12 protein-coding genes are annotated in these 17,689 nt (G+C 62.0%); 7 read left to right on the forward strand and 5 right to left on the reverse strand.

Going from position 1 to position 17,689, the window contains the following annotated elements:
- Positions 1 to 11: 11 nt before the first annotated feature.
- The 4 genes from ACLBW8_RS23380 to ACLBW8_RS23395 are packed head-to-tail and all read right to left on the reverse strand — an operon-like array spanning position 12 to position 8,763.
- A complete protein-coding gene (locus ACLBW8_RS23380; RefSeq protein WP_262667433.1) occupies positions 12 to 1,433 on the reverse strand; it encodes an efflux transporter outer membrane subunit in 1,422 nt (473 codons plus the stop codon).
- Positions 1,430 to 4,555: an efflux RND transporter permease subunit gene (locus ACLBW8_RS23385; protein ID WP_447806425.1), complete on the reverse strand. Its 3,126-nt coding sequence runs from the start codon at positions 4,553 to 4,555 to the stop codon at positions 1,430 to 1,432. The genes ACLBW8_RS23380 and ACLBW8_RS23385 overlap by 4 nt, the downstream gene beginning before the upstream one ends.
- Before the next feature lie 4 nt (positions 4,556 to 4,559).
- Entirely contained in the window at positions 4,560 to 7,622 is a 3,063-nt protein-coding gene (locus ACLBW8_RS23390) for an efflux RND transporter permease subunit (RefSeq protein ID WP_447806426.1), read from the reverse strand.
- Positions 7,623 to 7,635: 13 nt separating this feature from the next.
- Positions 7,636 to 8,763 (reverse strand): efflux RND transporter periplasmic adaptor subunit, encoded by a 1,128-nt coding sequence (locus tag ACLBW8_RS23395; RefSeq protein WP_221294310.1) that lies wholly within the window; start codon positions 8,761 to 8,763, stop codon positions 7,636 to 7,638.
- Positions 8,764 to 9,004: 241 nt separating this feature from the next.
- On the opposite strand from ACLBW8_RS23395, the gene ACLBW8_RS23400 reads away from it, so the two are divergent.
- Both ACLBW8_RS23400 and ACLBW8_RS23405 read left to right on the forward strand, forming a co-directional pair.
- The gene (locus ACLBW8_RS23400) at positions 9,005 to 9,610 is read left to right on the forward strand and encodes a TetR/AcrR family transcriptional regulator (protein ID WP_064451591.1); all 606 of its coding nucleotides are present in this window, start codon (positions 9,005 to 9,007) and stop codon (positions 9,608 to 9,610) included.
- A gap of 210 nt (positions 9,611 to 9,820) precedes the next feature.
- Positions 9,821 to 10,279: an REP-associated tyrosine transposase gene (locus ACLBW8_RS23405; RefSeq protein WP_262667429.1), complete on the forward strand. Its 459-nt coding sequence runs from the start codon at positions 9,821 to 9,823 to the stop codon at positions 10,277 to 10,279.
- Positions 10,280 to 10,414: 135 nt separating this feature from the next.
- Here the strand turns inward: ACLBW8_RS23405 and ACLBW8_RS23410 are convergent, their stop codons facing one another.
- Positions 10,415 to 10,855, reverse strand: a complete 441-nt coding sequence (locus ACLBW8_RS23410; RefSeq protein ID WP_221294308.1) for a GlcG/HbpS family heme-binding protein — start codon at positions 10,853 to 10,855, stop codon at positions 10,415 to 10,417.
- 257 nt (positions 10,856 to 11,112) lie between these two features.
- Here ACLBW8_RS23410 and gcl point away from each other — a divergent pair, with 257 nt between their 5' ends.
- From gcl to pyk, 5 genes are all read left to right on the forward strand, one after another.
- Positions 11,113 to 12,888, forward strand: a complete 1,776-nt coding sequence (gene gcl, locus ACLBW8_RS23415; protein WP_447806427.1) for a glyoxylate carboligase — start codon at positions 11,113 to 11,115, stop codon at positions 12,886 to 12,888.
- Positions 12,889 to 12,898: 10 nt separating this feature from the next.
- Positions 12,899 to 13,681 carry a hydroxypyruvate isomerase gene (gene hyi / locus ACLBW8_RS23420; protein WP_064451588.1) on the forward strand — a complete coding sequence of 261 codons (783 nt, stop codon included), beginning with the start codon at positions 12,899 to 12,901 and terminating at the stop codon, positions 13,679 to 13,681.
- 175 nt (positions 13,682 to 13,856) lie between these two features.
- Positions 13,857 to 14,747: a 2-hydroxy-3-oxopropionate reductase gene (locus ACLBW8_RS23425; protein WP_447806428.1), complete on the forward strand. Its 891-nt coding sequence runs from the start codon at positions 13,857 to 13,859 to the stop codon at positions 14,745 to 14,747.
- Between the two features lie 189 nt (positions 14,748 to 14,936).
- Positions 14,937 to 16,217: a glycerate kinase type-2 family protein gene (locus ACLBW8_RS23430; protein ID WP_064451586.1), complete on the forward strand. Its 1,281-nt coding sequence runs from the start codon at positions 14,937 to 14,939 to the stop codon at positions 16,215 to 16,217.
- Positions 16,207 to 17,622, forward strand: coding sequence for a pyruvate kinase (pyk, locus tag ACLBW8_RS23435; protein ID WP_064451585.1), 1,416 nt, complete (start codon positions 16,207 to 16,209; stop codon positions 17,620 to 17,622). The genes ACLBW8_RS23430 and pyk overlap by 11 nt, the downstream gene beginning before the upstream one ends.
- The last annotated feature ends 67 nt before the right edge of the window (positions 17,623 to 17,689 follow it).

The raw sequence follows: 17,689 nt of genomic DNA on the forward strand, positions 1-17,689 counted from the left end.
CGTCTTGGTCATTACTGCGCAGTTTGCCATCCCCCGCCCAGGCTCTGGATCAACGCCACACTCCCCTGACTCAACTGCCCTTGGGTATCGCGCAAATTCTGCTCTGCCTGCAACAACACCAGCTGTTGGGTCAGCACTGTCTCCCGGCTGACCGTCCCCGCACGCAACTGCGCTTCCTGGCTCCCAAACAGCTGCTGATTGCGCTGGTAGACCTGCTGGAAGGCATCTGCCTGGGTTTGCAGATGATTAATCGCGGACAGATTGTCTTCGACGTTCTGCAAAGCACTCAGCACCGTTCCGCGATAATTCGCGGCGATCTGATCGTAGCTGGCCTCAGCCTGTTTGACCGCCGCCTCCCGCGCACCGCCATCAAAAATCGTCTCGGCCAACGCCGGCCCCAGGGTCCAGATCCGATTAGGCAAGGAGAACAACCCACCCAAGGCACTGCCGCGATAGCCCACCTCGGCCGTCAGGTCCAGGGAAGGAAAGAACGCTGCTTCGGCCACGCCGATCCTGGCATTGGCCGACGCCGCCGAGCGTTCTGCCGCGACCACATCCGGGCGCCGTTGCAGCAAGGTCGAAGGCAAGGTCAACGGCGGCCGCGGCACCACAAAGGTGAAATCCGTGCGCGGTGCCACGCTGAACTCGCTGGGCGCCACACCCACCAGCACCGCCAGCGCATGCTCGTATTGCTCGCGGTCACGCAACGACGTCTGCAAGCCGGCAATCGAGGTGGTCAGTTGGTCCTGAGCCACCAGCAATTGGTCATTGGTGGCGACGCCCTGAGTGAACTGCGCCTGGATCATGTCCAGCAGTTGCTGGTTGATCGTCTGCTGCTGTTGCAACAGACGCACGTCGATGTCCATCTGGCGTAGCGCCAGATAATTGCTCGCCACGCTGGAGCTGATGGACAACCGCACCCCCGCCAGCAATGCATCCGATTGCTGGGCCGTGGCCTGGCTCGACTCAATGCCTCGGCGCACCAGGCCCCACAGGTCCGGCTCCCAGCTGGCGGTCAGGGTGGCGCTGACACTGTTTTGTACGCCACCCGTGGTCGTGCCGGACGTGGTGCTGGTGCCCGAGCCGCTGCCGCTCGACCCGCGTGAACCCGACAACCCGACGCCAACCGTCGGCCACAACCCGGCGCGACTCGAGGCCACTTGCGCCTGCGCCAATCGGTAGGCCGCTTCGGCCGCAATGATCGACTGGTTGGCCTTGGCCGAGCGCGCCACCAGGTCATTCAGTACCGGGTCCTGATAGGCCAGCCACCACTGGCTGTCCATTGCGCCGCGAGGGTTGGAAACCGCACGTTGCCACTGCGCGCCTTCCTTGAACGACTGCGGCAGCGCCATGGCAGGTTTCTGGTAATCCGGCCCGACCATGCAACCGCCCAGCATCAGGCCAACCAACAACACACTGAATCTGAATTTCATGACCTTGCTTCCTTGTGCCGTCCCAGGCGTTGAGACGCCCGGTCGAGCCAGAGGTAAATCACCGGGGTGGTGTAAAGCGTGAGCACTTGGCTGAACAACAGCCCACCAATAATCGAAATCCCCAAGGGCCGACGCAATTCCGAACCGTAGCCCGAGCCGAGTACCAGCGGCAGCGCGCCGAGAATCGCCGCCAGCGTGGTCATCATGATCGGTCGGAAGCGAATCAGGCAGGCACGACGAATCGCTTCCTTGGCGCTGAGGCCGAACTCACGCCGTTCTGTGATCGCGAAATCGATCATCATGATCGCGTTCTTCTTCACGATGCCGATCAACAGAATCACCCCCACCAGCGCGATGATCGACAACTCGGTGCCGGTCAGCAGCAAGGCAATCAACGCGCCGACACCCGCCGAGGGCAAGGTGGAAAGGATGGTCAGCGGGTGCATCAGGTTTTCATAAAGAATGCCCAGGACGATGTACACCGAGAGCAATGCGGCAACGATCAACAGCGGCTCACTGGCCACCGAGGACTGGAAGACCTGGGCCGTGCCGGCAAACTGGCCGGTGACGCTGGCCGGCATGCGCAGCTGTTTAACCGCGTCCTCCACCAGTGCAGTGGCCTGGCCGATCGACGTGCCGGGGGCCAGGTTGAACGAGACGGTCACCGCTGGAAAGGTACCTTGGTGGCTGATGGAAATCGCCGTGCGCGAGACGCTGTTATCCGCCAGTGCGGACAGCGGCACCAAGGTGGTTTGCCGGGTCAGGTTCGGCGCCACGGTGGTGCCTTTGGCCGCCACTGCCGCGCTGCCTGTCGGCACATAAATACCCTTGAGGGCCGAAGGGTCGCTCCAGTACTCCGGCGCGATTTCCATCACCACATGGTATTGGTTGGCGGCGCGGTAAAGGGTCGAGACCTGGCGCTGGCCGAACGCGTCATAGAGCGTCTGGTCCACCGCCGACATGCCCACGCCAAGCCGCGCGGCCGTATCGCGGTTGATGGTCACATTGGCCAGCAGGCTGTTGTCCTGCTGGTCGGTATTGAGATCGGTCAACTGCGGCAGTTTGTGCAACACCTCCACCACCTTGGGCACCCACTCATCCAGGGATTGCTGATCGTCGGCAGTCAGGGTGTATTGGTACTGTGCACCGCTTTGTCGACCGCCCACGGTGATGTCCTGGGCAGCCTGCAAAAACAGCTTGGTCCCGGGCAAGTCGCCCAGGCTGTGGCGGATCTGGCCGATCACGTCGGTGGCGCTGTCTTTGCGCTGGTCGATCGGCTTGAGCAGCACGAACAGCTGCGCACTGTTGACCGCTCCACCCCCGCCGCCACCGCCGCCGACAAACCCGGCCGCGGTTTCAACATTGGGGTTTTGCATCACCTTGTGGTTGATCGCGGTGAAGTCCTTTTGCATCGCCCCGTAGGAAATGCTCTGCGCGGCAATGATGCTGCCTTGCAGGCGCCCGGTGTCTTCCTGGGGAAAGAAGCCCTTGGGCACCAGCACGTACAACACGCCCGCGAGCACGATCACCAACACCGTGACCAGGCCCATCAGGATCGAGTGATCGACCACCCAGCCCAGGGTGCGGTCATAAAACCGGTGAAAGCGTGAGTCCGGGTGTTCGTCGCCCTCGCAAATCTCCTTGGGCGCGCGCAACAGCACGCTGGCCAACATGGGCGTCACGGTCAGCGAGATCACCATCGAGATGACGATGGCCACCGAGAGTGACACCGAGAACTCGCGAAACAACCGCCCGACGATCCCGCCCATCAGCAATAACGGGATGAACACCGCGACCAGTGACACGCTGATGGTCAACACCGTGAACCCGACTTCCTGCGCCCCTGCCAGCGCGGCGTCCACCCGCGTCTTGCCGCGCTCCAGGTGACGCATGATGTTTTCCACCACCACGATGGCATCGTCGACCACGAAGCCGGTGGAAATGGTCAGCGCCATCAGCGACAGGTTATTGAGGCTGTAGCCGAGGAAGTACATTGCGCCAAACGTGCCGAGCAACGACAACGGCACCACCACGGCGGGCACCAGCGTGCTGCGCCAGTCACGGAAGAACCCGAAGGTCACCAGGGTCACCAGTAGGATCGAGGCCAGCAAGGTCACTTCCACGTCGTGCAACGACGCGCGAATAGTGGTGGTGCGGTCCATCAGCAGGCTGAGCTTGATCGATGCCGGGATCGAGCTTTGCAGAAACGGCAGCGAGGCTTTCACCGCATCCACCGTGTCGATTACGTTGGCGCCCGGCTGCTTGAACACCACCAGCAGCACTGCCGGCTTGCCGTTGGACAAACCGAAGTTGCGCAGGTCCTGCACGTCTTCGCGCACGTAGCCCAGGTCGGAAATGTGGATCAGGTCGCCGTTGTGCGCCTTGACCACCAGCGGCCCGTAATCATTGCTGTCGAGCAACTGGTCATTGGCACCAATGCCATAGGAGCGATCACCCACCGCCACATTGCCCTTGGGCAGGTTGGCGTTGGACGCGCTGATCACCTGGCGCACCTGCTCCAGGCTGACCCCGTACCGGTTGAGCCGGTCCGGGTTCAGCTCCACACGCACCGCCGGCAGCGCGCCGCCGCCCACGGTTACATCGCCGACGCCGGTGGTCTGCAACAAGCGTTGCTCGAGCACTGTCGAGGCCGCGTCGTACATCTGCCCCGGTGTGGCGCTGTCGGAGGTCAGGCTGATGATCAGGATTGGCGAATCCGCCGGGTTGACCTTGCGGTAGGTCGGGTTGCCGGACAAGTCACTGGGCAGGTTGCTGCGTGCGGCGTTGATCGCCGCCTGCACATCCCGCGCCGCGCCGTCGATGTCGCGGCTGAGGTCGAACTGCATCGTGATGCGCGTTGAGCCCAGGCTGCTGGCCGAGGTCATTTGCGTGACCCCGGCGATCTGCCCGAACTGGCGCTCCAACGGCGTAGCTACGGAGCTGGCCACGGTGGTCGGGTCGGCGCCGGGCAGCGAGGCGCTGACACTGATGGTCGGGAAGTCCACTTCCGGCAGCGGCGCCACCGGCAAAAGGTTAAAGGCCAGCACCCCAAACAAGGCCAGCCCGGCCGCCAGCAGCGTGGTGGCAATGGGCCTATGGATAAACGGCGCGCTGAGGTTCATCGCATCAGTCCACGGCAACCAGGCGGCGACTGAAACGCTGCTCCAGCCCGTGCATCGCGAGGAAGATCACCGGCGTGGAAAACAGCGTGAGCAACTGGCTGAGCAACAGTCCGCCGATGATCGCAATGCCCAAGGGGTGGCGCAGCTCCGAGCCAATCCCGGTGCCCAACGCCAGCGGCACCGCACCGAACAACGACGCCATGCTGGTCATCAGGATCGGCCGAAACCGCAGCTCCGCCGCCTGGCGAATCGCCTCCAGCGGGCTCAAGCCGCCTTCGCGCAACAGCTCCAGCGCGAAGTCGACCATCATGATGCCGTTTTTCATGACGATGCCGATCAGCAACACAATGCCGATCAAGCCAATGATGTCGAACTGCGTGCCGGTCAGCAGCAACGCCAGCAAGGCGCCAAGCGCCGCCGACAGCAGGGTCGAGAGGATGGTCACCGGGTGCACGAAGCTCTCGTACAGGATGCCCAGCATCAGGTACACCACCACGATGGCCGCCAACACCAGGAACACCTGGTTGGACAACGACGCCTGGAACGTCGCCGCGGCGCCTTCGAGGTTGGCTTGCACCGACAGCGGCAGGCCGACGTTGGCTTCAATGTCCTGCAACCTCGTCACCGCCGCGCCCAGCGTCTGCCCGGGGGCGAGGTTGAACGACACATCCGCATAGGGAAACTGCCCCAGCCGGTTGATGGTGACCGGCGAGCGCACCACCTCCAGGGTCGCCATGCTCGACAGCGGCGCCACGCCGCCTGTGGGAATGTCCACGTACAAACCGGTGAGCAAATCCGGCAAGTTGCGCGGTGGGTGGTCGGTGGCGATCACCACGTGGTACTGGTTGAGCTGGGTATAGATGGTCGACACCTGGCGCTGGCCGAACGCGTCATACAGCACATCGTCGATGGCCTGCGGCGTAATACCCAGCCGCGAGGCGGTGGCGCGGTCGAAGGTCAGCTTGATCTGGTTGCCGAACTGCATGGCCTGGCTTTGCACGTCGGCAAACATCGGGTCGTGTTTGATCGCGGTGAGCAACTTGGTGGTCCACTGCTCCAATTCAGCCGGGTCGGTGGCTTGCAGGCCAAGGCGGTAGCTGGTGGTGGACACGGTGGCGTCCAGAGTCAGGTCCTGCACCGAGTGCAAATACAGGCGAATACCGGCGTCATCGGCGTTGGCATCCGCCAGCCGGCGGATCACGTCGGTGGCGCTGTCACGCTCGCCACGCGGCTTGAGGTTGATCAGCAAATTGCCCTGGTTGATGGTCGGGTTGGTCTGGTCGATGCCGACGAACGACGACAGGCTTTGCACTGCCGGGTCCTTGAGAATGCGTGCAGCAAGGCGTTGCTGTTCGACTTGCATCTGCTGGAACGAGACGGTCGGCGACGCCTGGGAAATGCCCTGGATCAGGCCGGTATCCTGGTCGGGAAAAAAGCCCTTGGGCATGATCACCAACGTGAACAGGGTCAGCGCCGCAGTCAGCACTACCGAAATCAGCGTCAAGGTGCGGTGCGCCAAGACCCAATCCAGGCCGCGCACATAATGGCTATTGATGCGGTCGAAGAAATCCGCGCGGCGCTCCTCATGCCTGGACTTGAGCATGCGCGCGCACATCATCGGCGTCAGCGTCAGGGAGATAAAGGCCGAGATCACGATGGTCACCGCCACGGTCATGGCGAATTCACGGAACAGTCGCCCGACCACGTCGCCCATGAACAGCAGCGGAATCATCACCGCAATCAGCGCGATGGACAGCGAGATGATGGTGAAGCCGATCTGTTCCGCGCCTTTGAGCGCCGCTTGCAGCGGGGTGTCACCGGCCTCCAGGTAGCGGGTGATGTTTTCGATCATGACGATGGCGTCGTCCACCACAAACCCGATGGCGATGGTCAATGCCATCAGCGTCAGGTTGTTGAGGGAAAAGCCCAGGGTATAGGCCACCGCCAACGTGCCGATCAGCGTCAACGGGATGGTCACCGCAGGAATGATCGTGGCCGGGACATTACGCAGGAAGATGAAAATCACGATCACCACCAGCAGGATCGCCAGCCCCAGCTCGTACTGCACATCGGTGACCGAGGCACGAATAGTCTGGGTGCGGTCGGTCAGCACGGCGACCTTTAACGTGCCCGGCAGGCTGGCGCGCAACGTGGGCAGCAATTGCTGCACACGGTCGACCACGTCGATCACGTTGGCGCCTGGCTGACGCTGGATATTCAAGACGATCGACGGGGTGTCGTTGGTCCACGCGGCCTGGCGCGGGTTCTCCGGGCCTTGGGTGGAACTGGCGATCTGCGACAGGCGAATCGGTGCGCCATTTTTGTAGGCGATCACCAGGTCGCGGTATTCCTCCGCCGATTGCAGCTGGTCGTTGGCACCGATGGAATACGCCTGGAATTTGCCGTCGATATTGCCTTTGGCCTGGTTAACGTTGGCCGTGCCGAGGGAGGTGCGCAGGTCATCCAGGGACAGGCCGAGGCTGTTCAGCGCCGAGGTATTGGCCTCGACCCGCACCGCCGGGCGTTGGCCGCCGCTGATGGTGACCAGGCCGACGCCGGTGATCTGCGAGATTTTCTGCGCCAGGCGTGTGTCGGCCAGATCTTCAACCTTGGTCAGCGGCAATACATCGGAGGTCAACGACAGGGTCAGCACCGGCGCATCCGCCGGGTTGACCTTGCTGTACACCGGCGGGTACGGCAGGTTCGCCGGCAGGAAGGTGCCCGCCGCATTGATCGCCGCCTGCACTTCCTGTTCGGCCACGTCCAACGACAGTGACAAGTCAAATTGCAAAGTTACTACCGAAGCGCCGTCGGAGCTGGTCGAGTTCATCGACTTGAGCCCGGGCATCTCGCCGAGCTGGCGCTCCAGCGGCGCGGTGATCGAGGAACTCACCACGTCCGGGCTGGCGCCGGGGTATTGGGTGAACACCTGGATGGTCGGGTAATCCACCTCCGGCAACGCCGACACCGACAGCAAGTGGTAGCCCAACAGGCCCAGCAGCAACACCGCGACCATCATCAGCGTGGTGGCGACCGGGCGTTCGATAAAGGGCCGCGAAATGTTCATGCTCGGCAGCTCCTCACTGGGCGACGACCTTCACCGCCGAGCCATCATCCAGTTTGTCGGCACCCTCGGTGATGACCTGCTCCCCGGCTTTGACGCCATTGTCGAGCACCGCCGAAACGTCCCCGGTGGACGGGCCGGTCTTGATCGTGCGCAGGCTGGCCTTGTTGCCGTTGATCACAAACACGAAATCCCCCTTGCTGCCATGCTGGATAGCGCGGGTGGGCACCACAGCGATCTGGCGCAAGGTGTCGGCCTTGAGCCGCGCGTTGACGAACTGGTTGGGAAACAGCGCCGTACCCGAATCATCGAACTGCGCCTTGACCTTGATCGTGCCGGTGCTGGTGTCCACCTGGTTGTCCAGGGCCAGCAACGTGCCGGTGGCGAGCAGGGATTTTTTGTTGCGGTCGTAAGCCAGCACCGTGACGCTGCCATGGGCCAGCGCCTGGTTGATCGCGCCCAGGTCGTCCTCGGGCACGGCAAACACCACGGTCGCCGGGTTCATCTGGGTGATGACCACGATGCCGGTGGTGCTGGCGGTGGTCACATAGTTGCCGGGGTCGACCAGGCGCAAACCGACCACGCCATCCACCGGCGAGGTGATGGTGCAATAGCTCAATTGCACGTCGAGGTTTTGCACATTGCCTTGGTCGGCGGCGACGGTGCCCTGTTGCTGCTGAACCAGCGAGGCCTGGGTATCGAGGGTTTGCTGGCTGGTTGAGCCGGCCTTGACCAGGTCGCGATAACGCGCCAGGTCGCGCTGGGCGTTGCTCAATACAGCCTGGTCATGAGCCAGGGTGCCCTTGGCCACCGCCAGTTGCGCCTTGAGTGCTCGGTCGTCGATACGGGCGATGACCTGGCCTTTGCTGACGTGCTGACCTTCCTTGAACGCCACGCTGCTGAGAATGCCATCAACCTGGGTCACCACCGTGACACTGCGGGTGGGGGTGACGGTGCCGAGGGCGTCGATGTACACCGGCACATCCTGCAAGGCCACCGGCACGACTGCGACCGGCTCGCCGGGGGACGGTGGCTTGCCTTTATGGCCGCCGCCAAAGTAGTGCATACCCAGGCCAATCAACAGCGCGATCAGCAACAACACGCCAACTGCCCAGGCGAACGTACGTCGTCTGCTTTTCTCCACGGTTTCTCACTCGAACGCCGAATACTGGACGGGACGACCGGCAAAATAACCGTGTCGTTGACCTGAACTCTAGCAGTGCGCCCGGGCTATGCCTGTACTGCCGTGAATACGTTCAGCATCAAGACAGACAAAGTCAGCTGCAACGCCCCATGTACAAGGGGTACGGCGAGATTCTTGAGCGCCGCGCAAGGCCGGTGCTACCATGCCCGACCGCCTGTCTTGGCAAGGATATTCCTGGTTTATGAGCACCATTCGCGAGCGCAATAAAGAAATGATCCTGCGGGCGGCGAGCGAGGAGTTTGCCGACAAGGGCTTCGCCGCGACCAAAACCAGTGATATCGCCGCCAAGGCCGGGCTGCCAAAGCCCAACGTCTATTACTACTTCAAGTCCAAGGACAACCTCTACCGCGAGGTGCTCGAAAGTATTATCGAGCCGATCCTGGCCGCGTCCACACCGTTCAATCCGCAGGGCGAACCTTCGGTGGTGTTGAGCAACTACATCCGCTCGAAAATCCGCATCTCCCGCGACCTGCCGTTTGCCTCCAAGGTATTCGCCAGCGAAATCATGCACGGCGCCCCGCACCTCACCGCCGACCAGGTCGAACAGCTCAACGCCCAGGCCAAGCACAATATCGATTGCATCCAAAGCTGGGTGGATCGCGGCTTGATCGCCGCCATTGACCCCAATCACTTGATGTTCAGCATCTGGGCGGCGACGCAGACGTATGCGGATTTTGACTGGCAAATTTCAGCAGTGACCGGGAAAGCCAAGCTGGATGACGCCGACTACGAGGCGGCGGCGCAGACGATTATTCGGTTGGTGCTGAAGGGGTGTGAGCCGGATTGAGACACCGAGGTGCCAGTGCCATTCGCGAGCAAGCCCGCTCCCACATTTGATCTGCGCCAGACATAATTTGTCGGAACGCCACAAATCCCCTGTGGGAGCGGGCTTGCTCGCGAAAGCGCCCTCCCAGACACATCCTGCCAAAAGCCTGACGATCAGCACCGGCCGCTGAGATCTAGCCTCTCAGAAACCTACCTGAAGAGAGGCCAAGGAATGCCTGATTTAGCTACTTCACATCGCCTGCGCGTCGGGCGGTTCAGCGAACCGAACCGTATCTACCTGATCACTACCAACACCCACGAACGCATACCGATATTCAATGACTTTCATCTGGGTCGCTTGGTGGTCTGGCAATTCAGGCTCGCTCAATACCAAAGGCTGGCAAACTCCCTGGCATGGGTGGTGATGCCAGATCATTTTCACTGGCTGATCGAACTGCAGAAGGGCTCGCTGGGGGACCTAATGTGCCAGGTGAAATCCAAAAGCACCCGAACAGTGAACGGCGTTACTGGACGCAAAGGCAGGCTTTGGCAAACCAGCTTTCATGATCGTGCACTGCGCAAGGAAGACGACTTGGTGAAAATGGCCAGGTATGTGGTGGCCAATCCGCTGCGGGCTGGTTTGGTGAAGCGGATTGGCGACTATCCGTTGTGGGATGCGGTTTGGGTATAGAGCCGAGGCCGAGCCGCCGCCTTCGCGAGCAAGCCCGCTCCCACATTTGACCGTGCCCACAAATGTAAATATGTGAACCCTATCAAATGTGGGAGCGGGCTTGCTCGCGAAGAGGCCGTTACAGTCACCGAATAATCAGGCAGACACCCCCGCATCCGCCAACAACCCCACCCCCTCAATTGCCGTAATCGCGCACTGCTCATCAATATCCGACGTGTCCCCGCTGATCCCGATCGCCCCGAGCACTACGCCCTCCTGATCCCGAATCAACACCCCGCCCGGCGCGGGCACTACGCTGCCCTGCCCCAGGCTGTTCAACGCCGCGATAAACGCCGGGCGCTGCTGCGCGTCCAGTGCCAGCAAACGTGAGCCCTTGCCCAGGGCAATCGCGCCCCAGGCCTTGCCGATGGCGATTTGCGGGCGCAGCAGGCTGGCGCCGTCTTCGCGCTGCAGGGTGACCAAGTGTCCGCCGCTGTCGAGCACCGCAATGGTGAGCGGCGCGGCTGAAATGGTGCGGCCTGCGGTGATGGCCTGACCGGCCAGGCTGACTGCGATTTTCAAGGTTAAAGCGCTCATAGCTGCCGTCCTTATCTTGTTATGGGTAAATCGGTGGAGGTCTGATTGATCAGAAGCTCGATCAAACAAATAGAACACAATGACATTTGTTTTTGTATACAATATTTTCGCACAAAGGCCCCATACGTCGAAAAAAGCCGTTCCGACGAACGCAAAGGTCAGTGAATGAAATGGATTGACCTGCGCCGCTCGCCATGAATACACTTTGAACAGACACCACTTGTATACAATTACAAAACGCAAGAGGCACCAAAACCATGAGCAAAATGAGAGCAATCGAAGCCGCTGTCCTGGTGATGCGCCGTGAAGGGGTCGACACCGCCTTCGGTATCCCGGGCGCCGCGATCAACCCGCTGTATTCGGCCTTGCAGAAGGTCGGTGGCATCGATCACGTCCTTGCTCGCCACGTTGAAGGCGCCTCGCACATGGCCGAGGGCTACACTCGCACCAAGGCTGGCAACATCGGCGTGTGCATCGGCACTTCGGGCCCGGCGGGCACCGACATGGTCACGGGCCTGTACAGCGCCTCGGCCGACTCGATCCCGATTCTCTGCATCACCGGCCAAGCCCCGCGTGCACGCATGCACAAGGAAGATTTCCAGGCGGTCGATATCACCAGCATCGTCAAGCCGGTGACCAAGTGGGCGACGACCGTCCTCGAACCCGGCCAGGTGCCCTACGCGTTCCAGAAAGCCTTCTATGAAATGCGCTCCGGCCGCCCAGGCCCGGTGCTGATCGACCTGCCGTTCGACGTGCAGATGGCCGAGATCGAATTCGACATCGACGCCTACCAGCCACTGCCGCTCGCCAAGCCATTGGCCACGCGCATCCAGGTCGAAAAAGCCCTGGCGCTGCTGGACCAGGCTGAACGCCCCTTGCTGGTCAGCGGGGGTGGCGTGATCAACGCCGACGCCAGCGAACTGCTGGTGGAGTTCGCCGAACTGACCGGCATCCCGGTGATCCCGACCCTGATGGGCTGGGGCACGATCCCGGACGACCACCCGCTGATGGTGGGCATGGTCGGCCTGCAAACCTCGCACCGTTATGGCAACGCGACGATGCTCAAGTCGGACGTGGTGCTGGGCATCGGTAACCGCTGGGCCAACCGCCACACCGGTTCGGTGGAGGTGTACACCGAAGGGCGCAAATTCATTCACGTGGACATCGAGCCGACGCAAATCGGCCGCGTGTTCACGCCGGACCTGGGCATCGTCTCCGACGCCGGTTCCGCACTGACGATGTTCATTGAAGTGGCCCGCGAGTGGAAAGCCGCCGGCAAGCTCAAGGACCGCAGTGCCTGGCTGCATGACTGCCAGCAGCGCAAGGCCACCCTGCACCGCAAGACCCACTTCGACAACGTGCCGGTCAAGCCGCAACGGGTGTACGAAGAGATGAACCAGGTGTTCGGCAAAGACACGTGCTACGTCAGCACCATCGGGCTGTCGCAGATTGCCGGCGCGCAATTCCTGCACGTCTACAAGCCGCGCCACTGGATCAACTGCGGCCAGGCCGGCCCGCTCGGCTGGACCATTCCAGCAGCACTCGGCGTGGTCAAGGCTGACCCGAGCCGCAAGGTGGTGGCGTTGTCCGGCGACTATGACTTCCAGTTCATGATCGAAGAACTGGCCGTGGGCGCGCAGTTCAAGCTGCCGTACATCCACGTGGTGGTGAACAACTCCTACCTGGGTTTGATCCGCCAGGCCCAGCGCGGTTTTGAAATGGACTACTGCGTGCAGCTGTCCTTCGACAACCTCAACGCTCCGGAACTCAACGGTTATGGCGTGGACCACGTCGCCGTCGCCGAAGGCCTGGGTTGCAAGGCCCTGCGGGTGTTCGAGCCGGCCCAGATCCAGCCGGCCTTACGCAAGGCCCAGGAAATGATCGAAGAATTCAAGGTTCCGGTGATCGTTGAGATTATTCTGGAACGCGTGACCAATATTTCCATGGGCACCGAGATCAACGCCGTCAACGAATTCGAAGATCTGGCACTGGTTGGCAACGATGCGCCGACCGCCATTTCCCTGCTCGACTAAGGAGAACCCTATGCCGCGTTTTGCCGCCAACCTGTCCATGCTGTTTACCGAACAGGACTTTCTTGCCCGTTTCAAAGCGGCTGCCGATGCTGGCTTTCAAGGTGTCGAGTACCTGTTCCCGTACGAATTCAGCTCCGCCGAGATCAAGGCGCAGCTGGACGCCAACGGCCTGACCCAAGTGCTGTTCAACCTGCCGGCCGGTGACTGGGCCAAGGGCGAACGCGGCCTGGCGTGTCACCCGGACCGCGTCGAAGAGTTCCGTGCCGGGGTCAAGCTCGCCATCGCCTACGCCCAGGTGCTCGGCAACACGCAGATCAACTGCCTGGCGGGCATCCGTCCGCAGGGCGTTGACGACGAAACCCTGGAAAAAACCTTTGTCGCCAACCTCAAGTACGCCGCCGACAAGCTGCAAGCGGTGGGCATCAAGCTGGTGATGGAAGCGATCAATACCCGCGATATCCCGGGCTTCTACCTGAACAACACTGCGCAGGCCCTGTCGATTCGCGAGCAGGTGGGCAGCGCCAACCTGTTCCTGCAATACGACATCTACCACATGCAAATCATGGAAGGTGACTTGGCTCGGACCATGGCTGCGCACCTGGGTGAAATCAACCACATCCAGCTGGCCGACAACCCGGGCCGCAACGAGCCGGGGACCGGTGAGATCAACTACCGCTTCCTGTTCGAGCATTTGGACCGCATCGGTTATTCGGGTTGGGTTGGCTGCGAATACAAGCCGCTGACCACCACCGAAGCAGGCCTTGGCTGGCTCAAAACCCACAACGCCATCTGATTGAACAAACACGGGACCAATGTGGGAGCGGGCTTGCTCGCGAAAGCGGTGTATCAGTGGACATCAATGCTGAATGTCAGACTGCATTCGCGAGCAAGCCCGCTCCCACAGTGGACCGCCCATGTTTAGAAGGCCGTGCCAGGCCCATACACCTAATAACAAGAGGATTTTGATCATGGCTAAAATCGGATTTATCGGCACCGGCATCATGGGCCAACCCATGGCCGCCAACCTGCAGAAAGCAGGTCACCAACTGTTCCTGTCCGAACACCACGGCAAGGCCCCGCAAGCGCTGATCGACGCCGGCGCCGTGGCCCTGGCCAGCCCGCAGCAAGTGGCGCAGGAAGCCGAATTCATCATCGTGATGGTGCCGGACACCCCACAGGTCGATGACGTGCTGTTCCGCGCCGACGGTGTCGCCGCCGGGTTGTCGCCGAACAAGGTGGTGATCGACATGAGTTCGATCTCCCCCACCGCCACCAAGGCCTTCGCCGCCAAGATCAACCAGACCGGCGCGCACTACCTCGACGCCCCCGTATCCGGTGGTGAAGTCGGCGCCAAGGGCGGCACCTTGAGCATCATGGTCGGAGGCGAACCGCAGACGTTTGAACGCGCCCTGCCGCTGTTCCAAAGCATGGGCAAGAACATCACGCGGGTCGGCGGCAATGGCGATGGCCAGACCGCCAAAGTGGCCAACCAGATCATCGTCGCACTGAACATCCAGGCCGTGGCCGAAGCGCTGCTGTTCGCCTCGAAAAACGGCGCAGACCCGGCCAAGGTGCGGGAAGCGCTGATGGGGGGCTTTGCTTCCTCGAAGATCCTCGAAGTGCACGGCGAGCGGATGATCAAGGGTACTTTCGATCCGGGCTTTCGCATCAACCTGCACCAGAAGGATTTGAACCTGGCGCTGGCCGGTGCCAAGGAGCTGGGAATCAACCTGCCAAACACCGCCGGTACGCAGCAAGTGTTCAGCACCTGCACAGCGATTGGCGGCGGCAATTGGGACCACTCCGCGCTGATCAAGGGCCTGGAGCATATGGCCAACTTTTCGATTCGCGATAAATAAGCCACACCGCTCCCACCTTTGAAATGCGGTCGAATGTGGGAGCGGGCTTGCTCGCGAAAGCGGTAGGTCAGTCAGCATGGATGTTGAATGAAAGACTGCATTCGCAAGCAAGCCCGCTCCCACCTTTGATTGCATTCCAAGTCTGAAATTGATCCATCTCTAATAACAAAAATCCCCGGGAGCCCGCTTATGTCGGTCGATCCGCAACACCTGCTTCGCGAGCTGTTTGCCACAGCCATCGACGCCGCCCACCCCCGGCATGTCCTTGAACCTTATCTGCCCGCTGACCGCAGCGGCCGTGTGATCGTGATCGGCGCCGGCAAAGCCGCAGCCGCCATGGCACTCGTCGTCGAGAACTGCTGGCAAGGCGAAGTCACCGGCCTGGTGGTCACCCGCTACGGTCACGGCGCGCCGTGCAAAAAAATCGAAGTGGTCGAAGCCGCCCACCCGGTGCCGGATGCCGCCGGCCTGGCGGTGGCCAAGCGCGTACTGGAACTGATCAGCAACCTGGGCGAAGACGACCGCGTGATTTTCCTGCTGTCCGGCGGTGGCTCGGCCTTGCTGGCCCTGCCCGCCGAAGGCATCACCCTGGCCGACAAGCAAGCCATCAACAAAGCCCTGCTTAAATCCGGCGCGACCATTGGCGAGATGAATTGCGTGCGCAAACACCTCTCGGCCATCAAGGGCGGCCGATTGGCCAAGGCCGCATGGCCAGCGACGGTGTACACCTACGCGATTTCCGACGTGCCAGGCGACCAGGCCACCGTCATCGCTTCCGGCCCCACCGTCGGCGACCCGAGCACGTCGCAACAAGCCCTGGCGATTCTCAAGCGCTACGGCATCGACGCGCCCGCCTCGGTGCGCAGCTGGTTGCAGAACCCGGCTTCGGAAACCGTCAAACCCGGCGACCCGGTGCTGGCGCGCAGTCACTTCCAGTTGATCGCCCGCCCGCAGCAATCCCTGGAAGCGGTGGCGGTGAAAGTACGCCAGGCCGGGTTCAGCCCGCTGATCCTCGGCGACCTCGAAGGCGAAGCGCGGGACGTGGCCAAGGTCCACGCCGGCATCGCCCGGCAGATCGTGCAGCATGGCCAGCCATTGGCGGCGCCGTGCGTGATTCTGTCCGGCGGTGAAACCACCGTCACCGTGCGCGGCAATGGCCGTGGCGGGCGCAACGCCGAATTCCTGCTCAGCCTGACCGACAGCCTCAAAGGCCTGCCCGGCGTGTACGCCCTGGCCGGTGACACCGACGGCATCGACGGTTCGGAAGACAACGCCGGCGCGATCATGACCCCGACCAGCTACGCCCGCGCTGAGGCCTTGGGCCTGTCGGCCAGTGACGAGCTGGATAACAACAATGGCTACGGCTATTTCGCGGCGCTCGACGGTTTGATCGTTACCGAGCCGACCCGCACCAACGTCAATGACTTCCGCGCCATTCTGATTCTTGAGACTGCCAACCATGACGCCTGACAAGAAGGTCAAAATCCTCGCCACCTTGGGCCCGGCCACCGACGGTATCGATGACATCCGCGAGTTGGTGGAAGCCGGGGTGAATATCTTCCGCCTCAACTTCAGCCACGGCGACCACGCCGATCACGCCCAGCGCTACCAGTGGATTCGCCAAGTGGAGCGCCAGCTGAATTACCCGCTGGGCATTCTGATGGACCTGCAAGGGCCGAAGCTGCGGGTCGGGCGCTTTGCCGAGGGCAAGGTGCAACTGGTGCGCGGCCAGGCCCTGCGCCTGGACCTGGACCCGACACCGGGCGATCAGTGCCGGGTCAACCTGCCACACCCGGAAATCATTGCAGCGCTGGAGCCGGGCATGGACCTGCTGCTGGACGACGGCAAGTTGCGTTTGCGCGTCATCACCAAACATGCCGAGGCCATCGACACCACCGTGCTGAATGGCGGCGAACTGTCTGACCGCAAAGGCGTGAATGTCCCACAAGCCTTGTTGGAACTCAGCCCATTGACCGCCAAAGACCGCCGCGACCTGAGCTTCGGCCTGGAGCTGGGCGTGGACTGGGTGGCACTGTCATTCGTGCAACGCCCGGAAGATATCCGAGAGGCCCGCGAGTTGATCGGCGACAAGGCATTTTTGATGGCCAAGATCGAGAAACCCTCAGCCGTGCTACGCCTGCAGGAAATCGCCGAACTGAGCGACGCGATCATGGTGGCCAGAGGCGACCTGGGTGTTGAAGTGCCCGCCGAAAGCGTGCCGCAAATCCAGAAAGACATCATCAGCACCTGTCGCCAATTGGGCAAGCCGGTGGTCGTGGCCACGCAGATGCTCGAATCCATGCGTTTTTCCCCGGCGCCGACCCGCGCCGAAGTGACGGATGTGGCCAATGCGGTGGCCGAAGGCGCGGACGCGGTGATGCTGTCGGCGGAAACCGCCTCGGGCGAATACCCGCTGGAAGCCGTGCAGATGATGAGCAAGATCATCCGCCAGGTGGAAAACGGCCCGGATTACCAGACGCAACTGGACGTGAGCCGGCCCAAGGCCGATGCCACGGTGTCGGACGCGATCAGCTGCGCGATCCGGCGCATCAGCAGCATCCTGCCGGTGGCGGTGCTGGTGAACTACAGCGAGTCCGGCAGCTCCAGCCTGCGCGCGGCGCGGGAACGGCCGGTGGCACCGATCCTCAACCTTACGCCGAACCTGTCCACGGCCCGCCGTTTGAGCGTGGCGTGGGGCGTGCATTCGGTGGTCAATGATCGGCTGCGCCAGGTGGACGAGGTGTGTTCCACCGCGCTGGAAATTGCCCAGGCCCAAGGGATGGCGCAGCGCGGGGATACGCTAGTGATTACCGCGGGAGTGCCGTTTGGGCAGCCGGGGTCGACCAACTCGCTGCGCATCGAGACCTTGATTTAGCGCCTGTAAGGGCCTCATCGCGGGCAAGCCCGACTCCCACATTTTGATGTGCAATACATTCAAATGT

It is taken from the genome of Pseudomonas sp. M5A4_2d (genome assembly GCF_053345295.1).

Coding starts and splice junctions, on each gene's coding strand:
- ACLBW8_RS23380 (WP_262667433.1), bottom strand. CDS start 1,433: ATGAAATTCAGATTCAGTGTGTTGTTGGTTGGCCTGATGCTGGGCGGT.
- ACLBW8_RS23385 (WP_447806425.1), bottom strand. CDS start 4,555: ATGAACCTCAGCGCGCCGTTTATCCATAGGCCCATTGCCACCACGCTG.
- ACLBW8_RS23390 (WP_447806426.1), bottom strand. CDS start 7,622: ATGAACATTTCGCGGCCCTTTATCGAACGCCCGGTCGCCACCACGCTG.
- ACLBW8_RS23400 (WP_064451591.1), top strand. CDS start 9,005: ATGAGCACCATTCGCGAGCGCAATAAAGAAATGATCCTGCGGGCGGCG.
- ACLBW8_RS23405 (WP_262667429.1), top strand. CDS start 9,821: ATGCCTGATTTAGCTACTTCACATCGCCTGCGCGTCGGGCGGTTCAGC.
- ACLBW8_RS23410 (WP_221294308.1), bottom strand. CDS start 10,855: ATGAGCGCTTTAACCTTGAAAATCGCAGTCAGCCTGGCCGGTCAGGCC.
- gcl (WP_447806427.1), top strand. CDS start 11,113: ATGAGCAAAATGAGAGCAATCGAAGCCGCTGTCCTGGTGATGCGCCGT.
- hyi (WP_064451588.1), top strand. CDS start 12,899: ATGCCGCGTTTTGCCGCCAACCTGTCCATGCTGTTTACCGAACAGGAC.
- ACLBW8_RS23425 (WP_447806428.1), top strand. CDS start 13,857: ATGGCTAAAATCGGATTTATCGGCACCGGCATCATGGGCCAACCCATG.
- ACLBW8_RS23430 (WP_064451586.1), top strand. CDS start 14,937: ATGTCGGTCGATCCGCAACACCTGCTTCGCGAGCTGTTTGCCACAGCC.
- pyk (WP_064451585.1), top strand. CDS start 16,207: ATGACGCCTGACAAGAAGGTCAAAATCCTCGCCACCTTGGGCCCGGCC.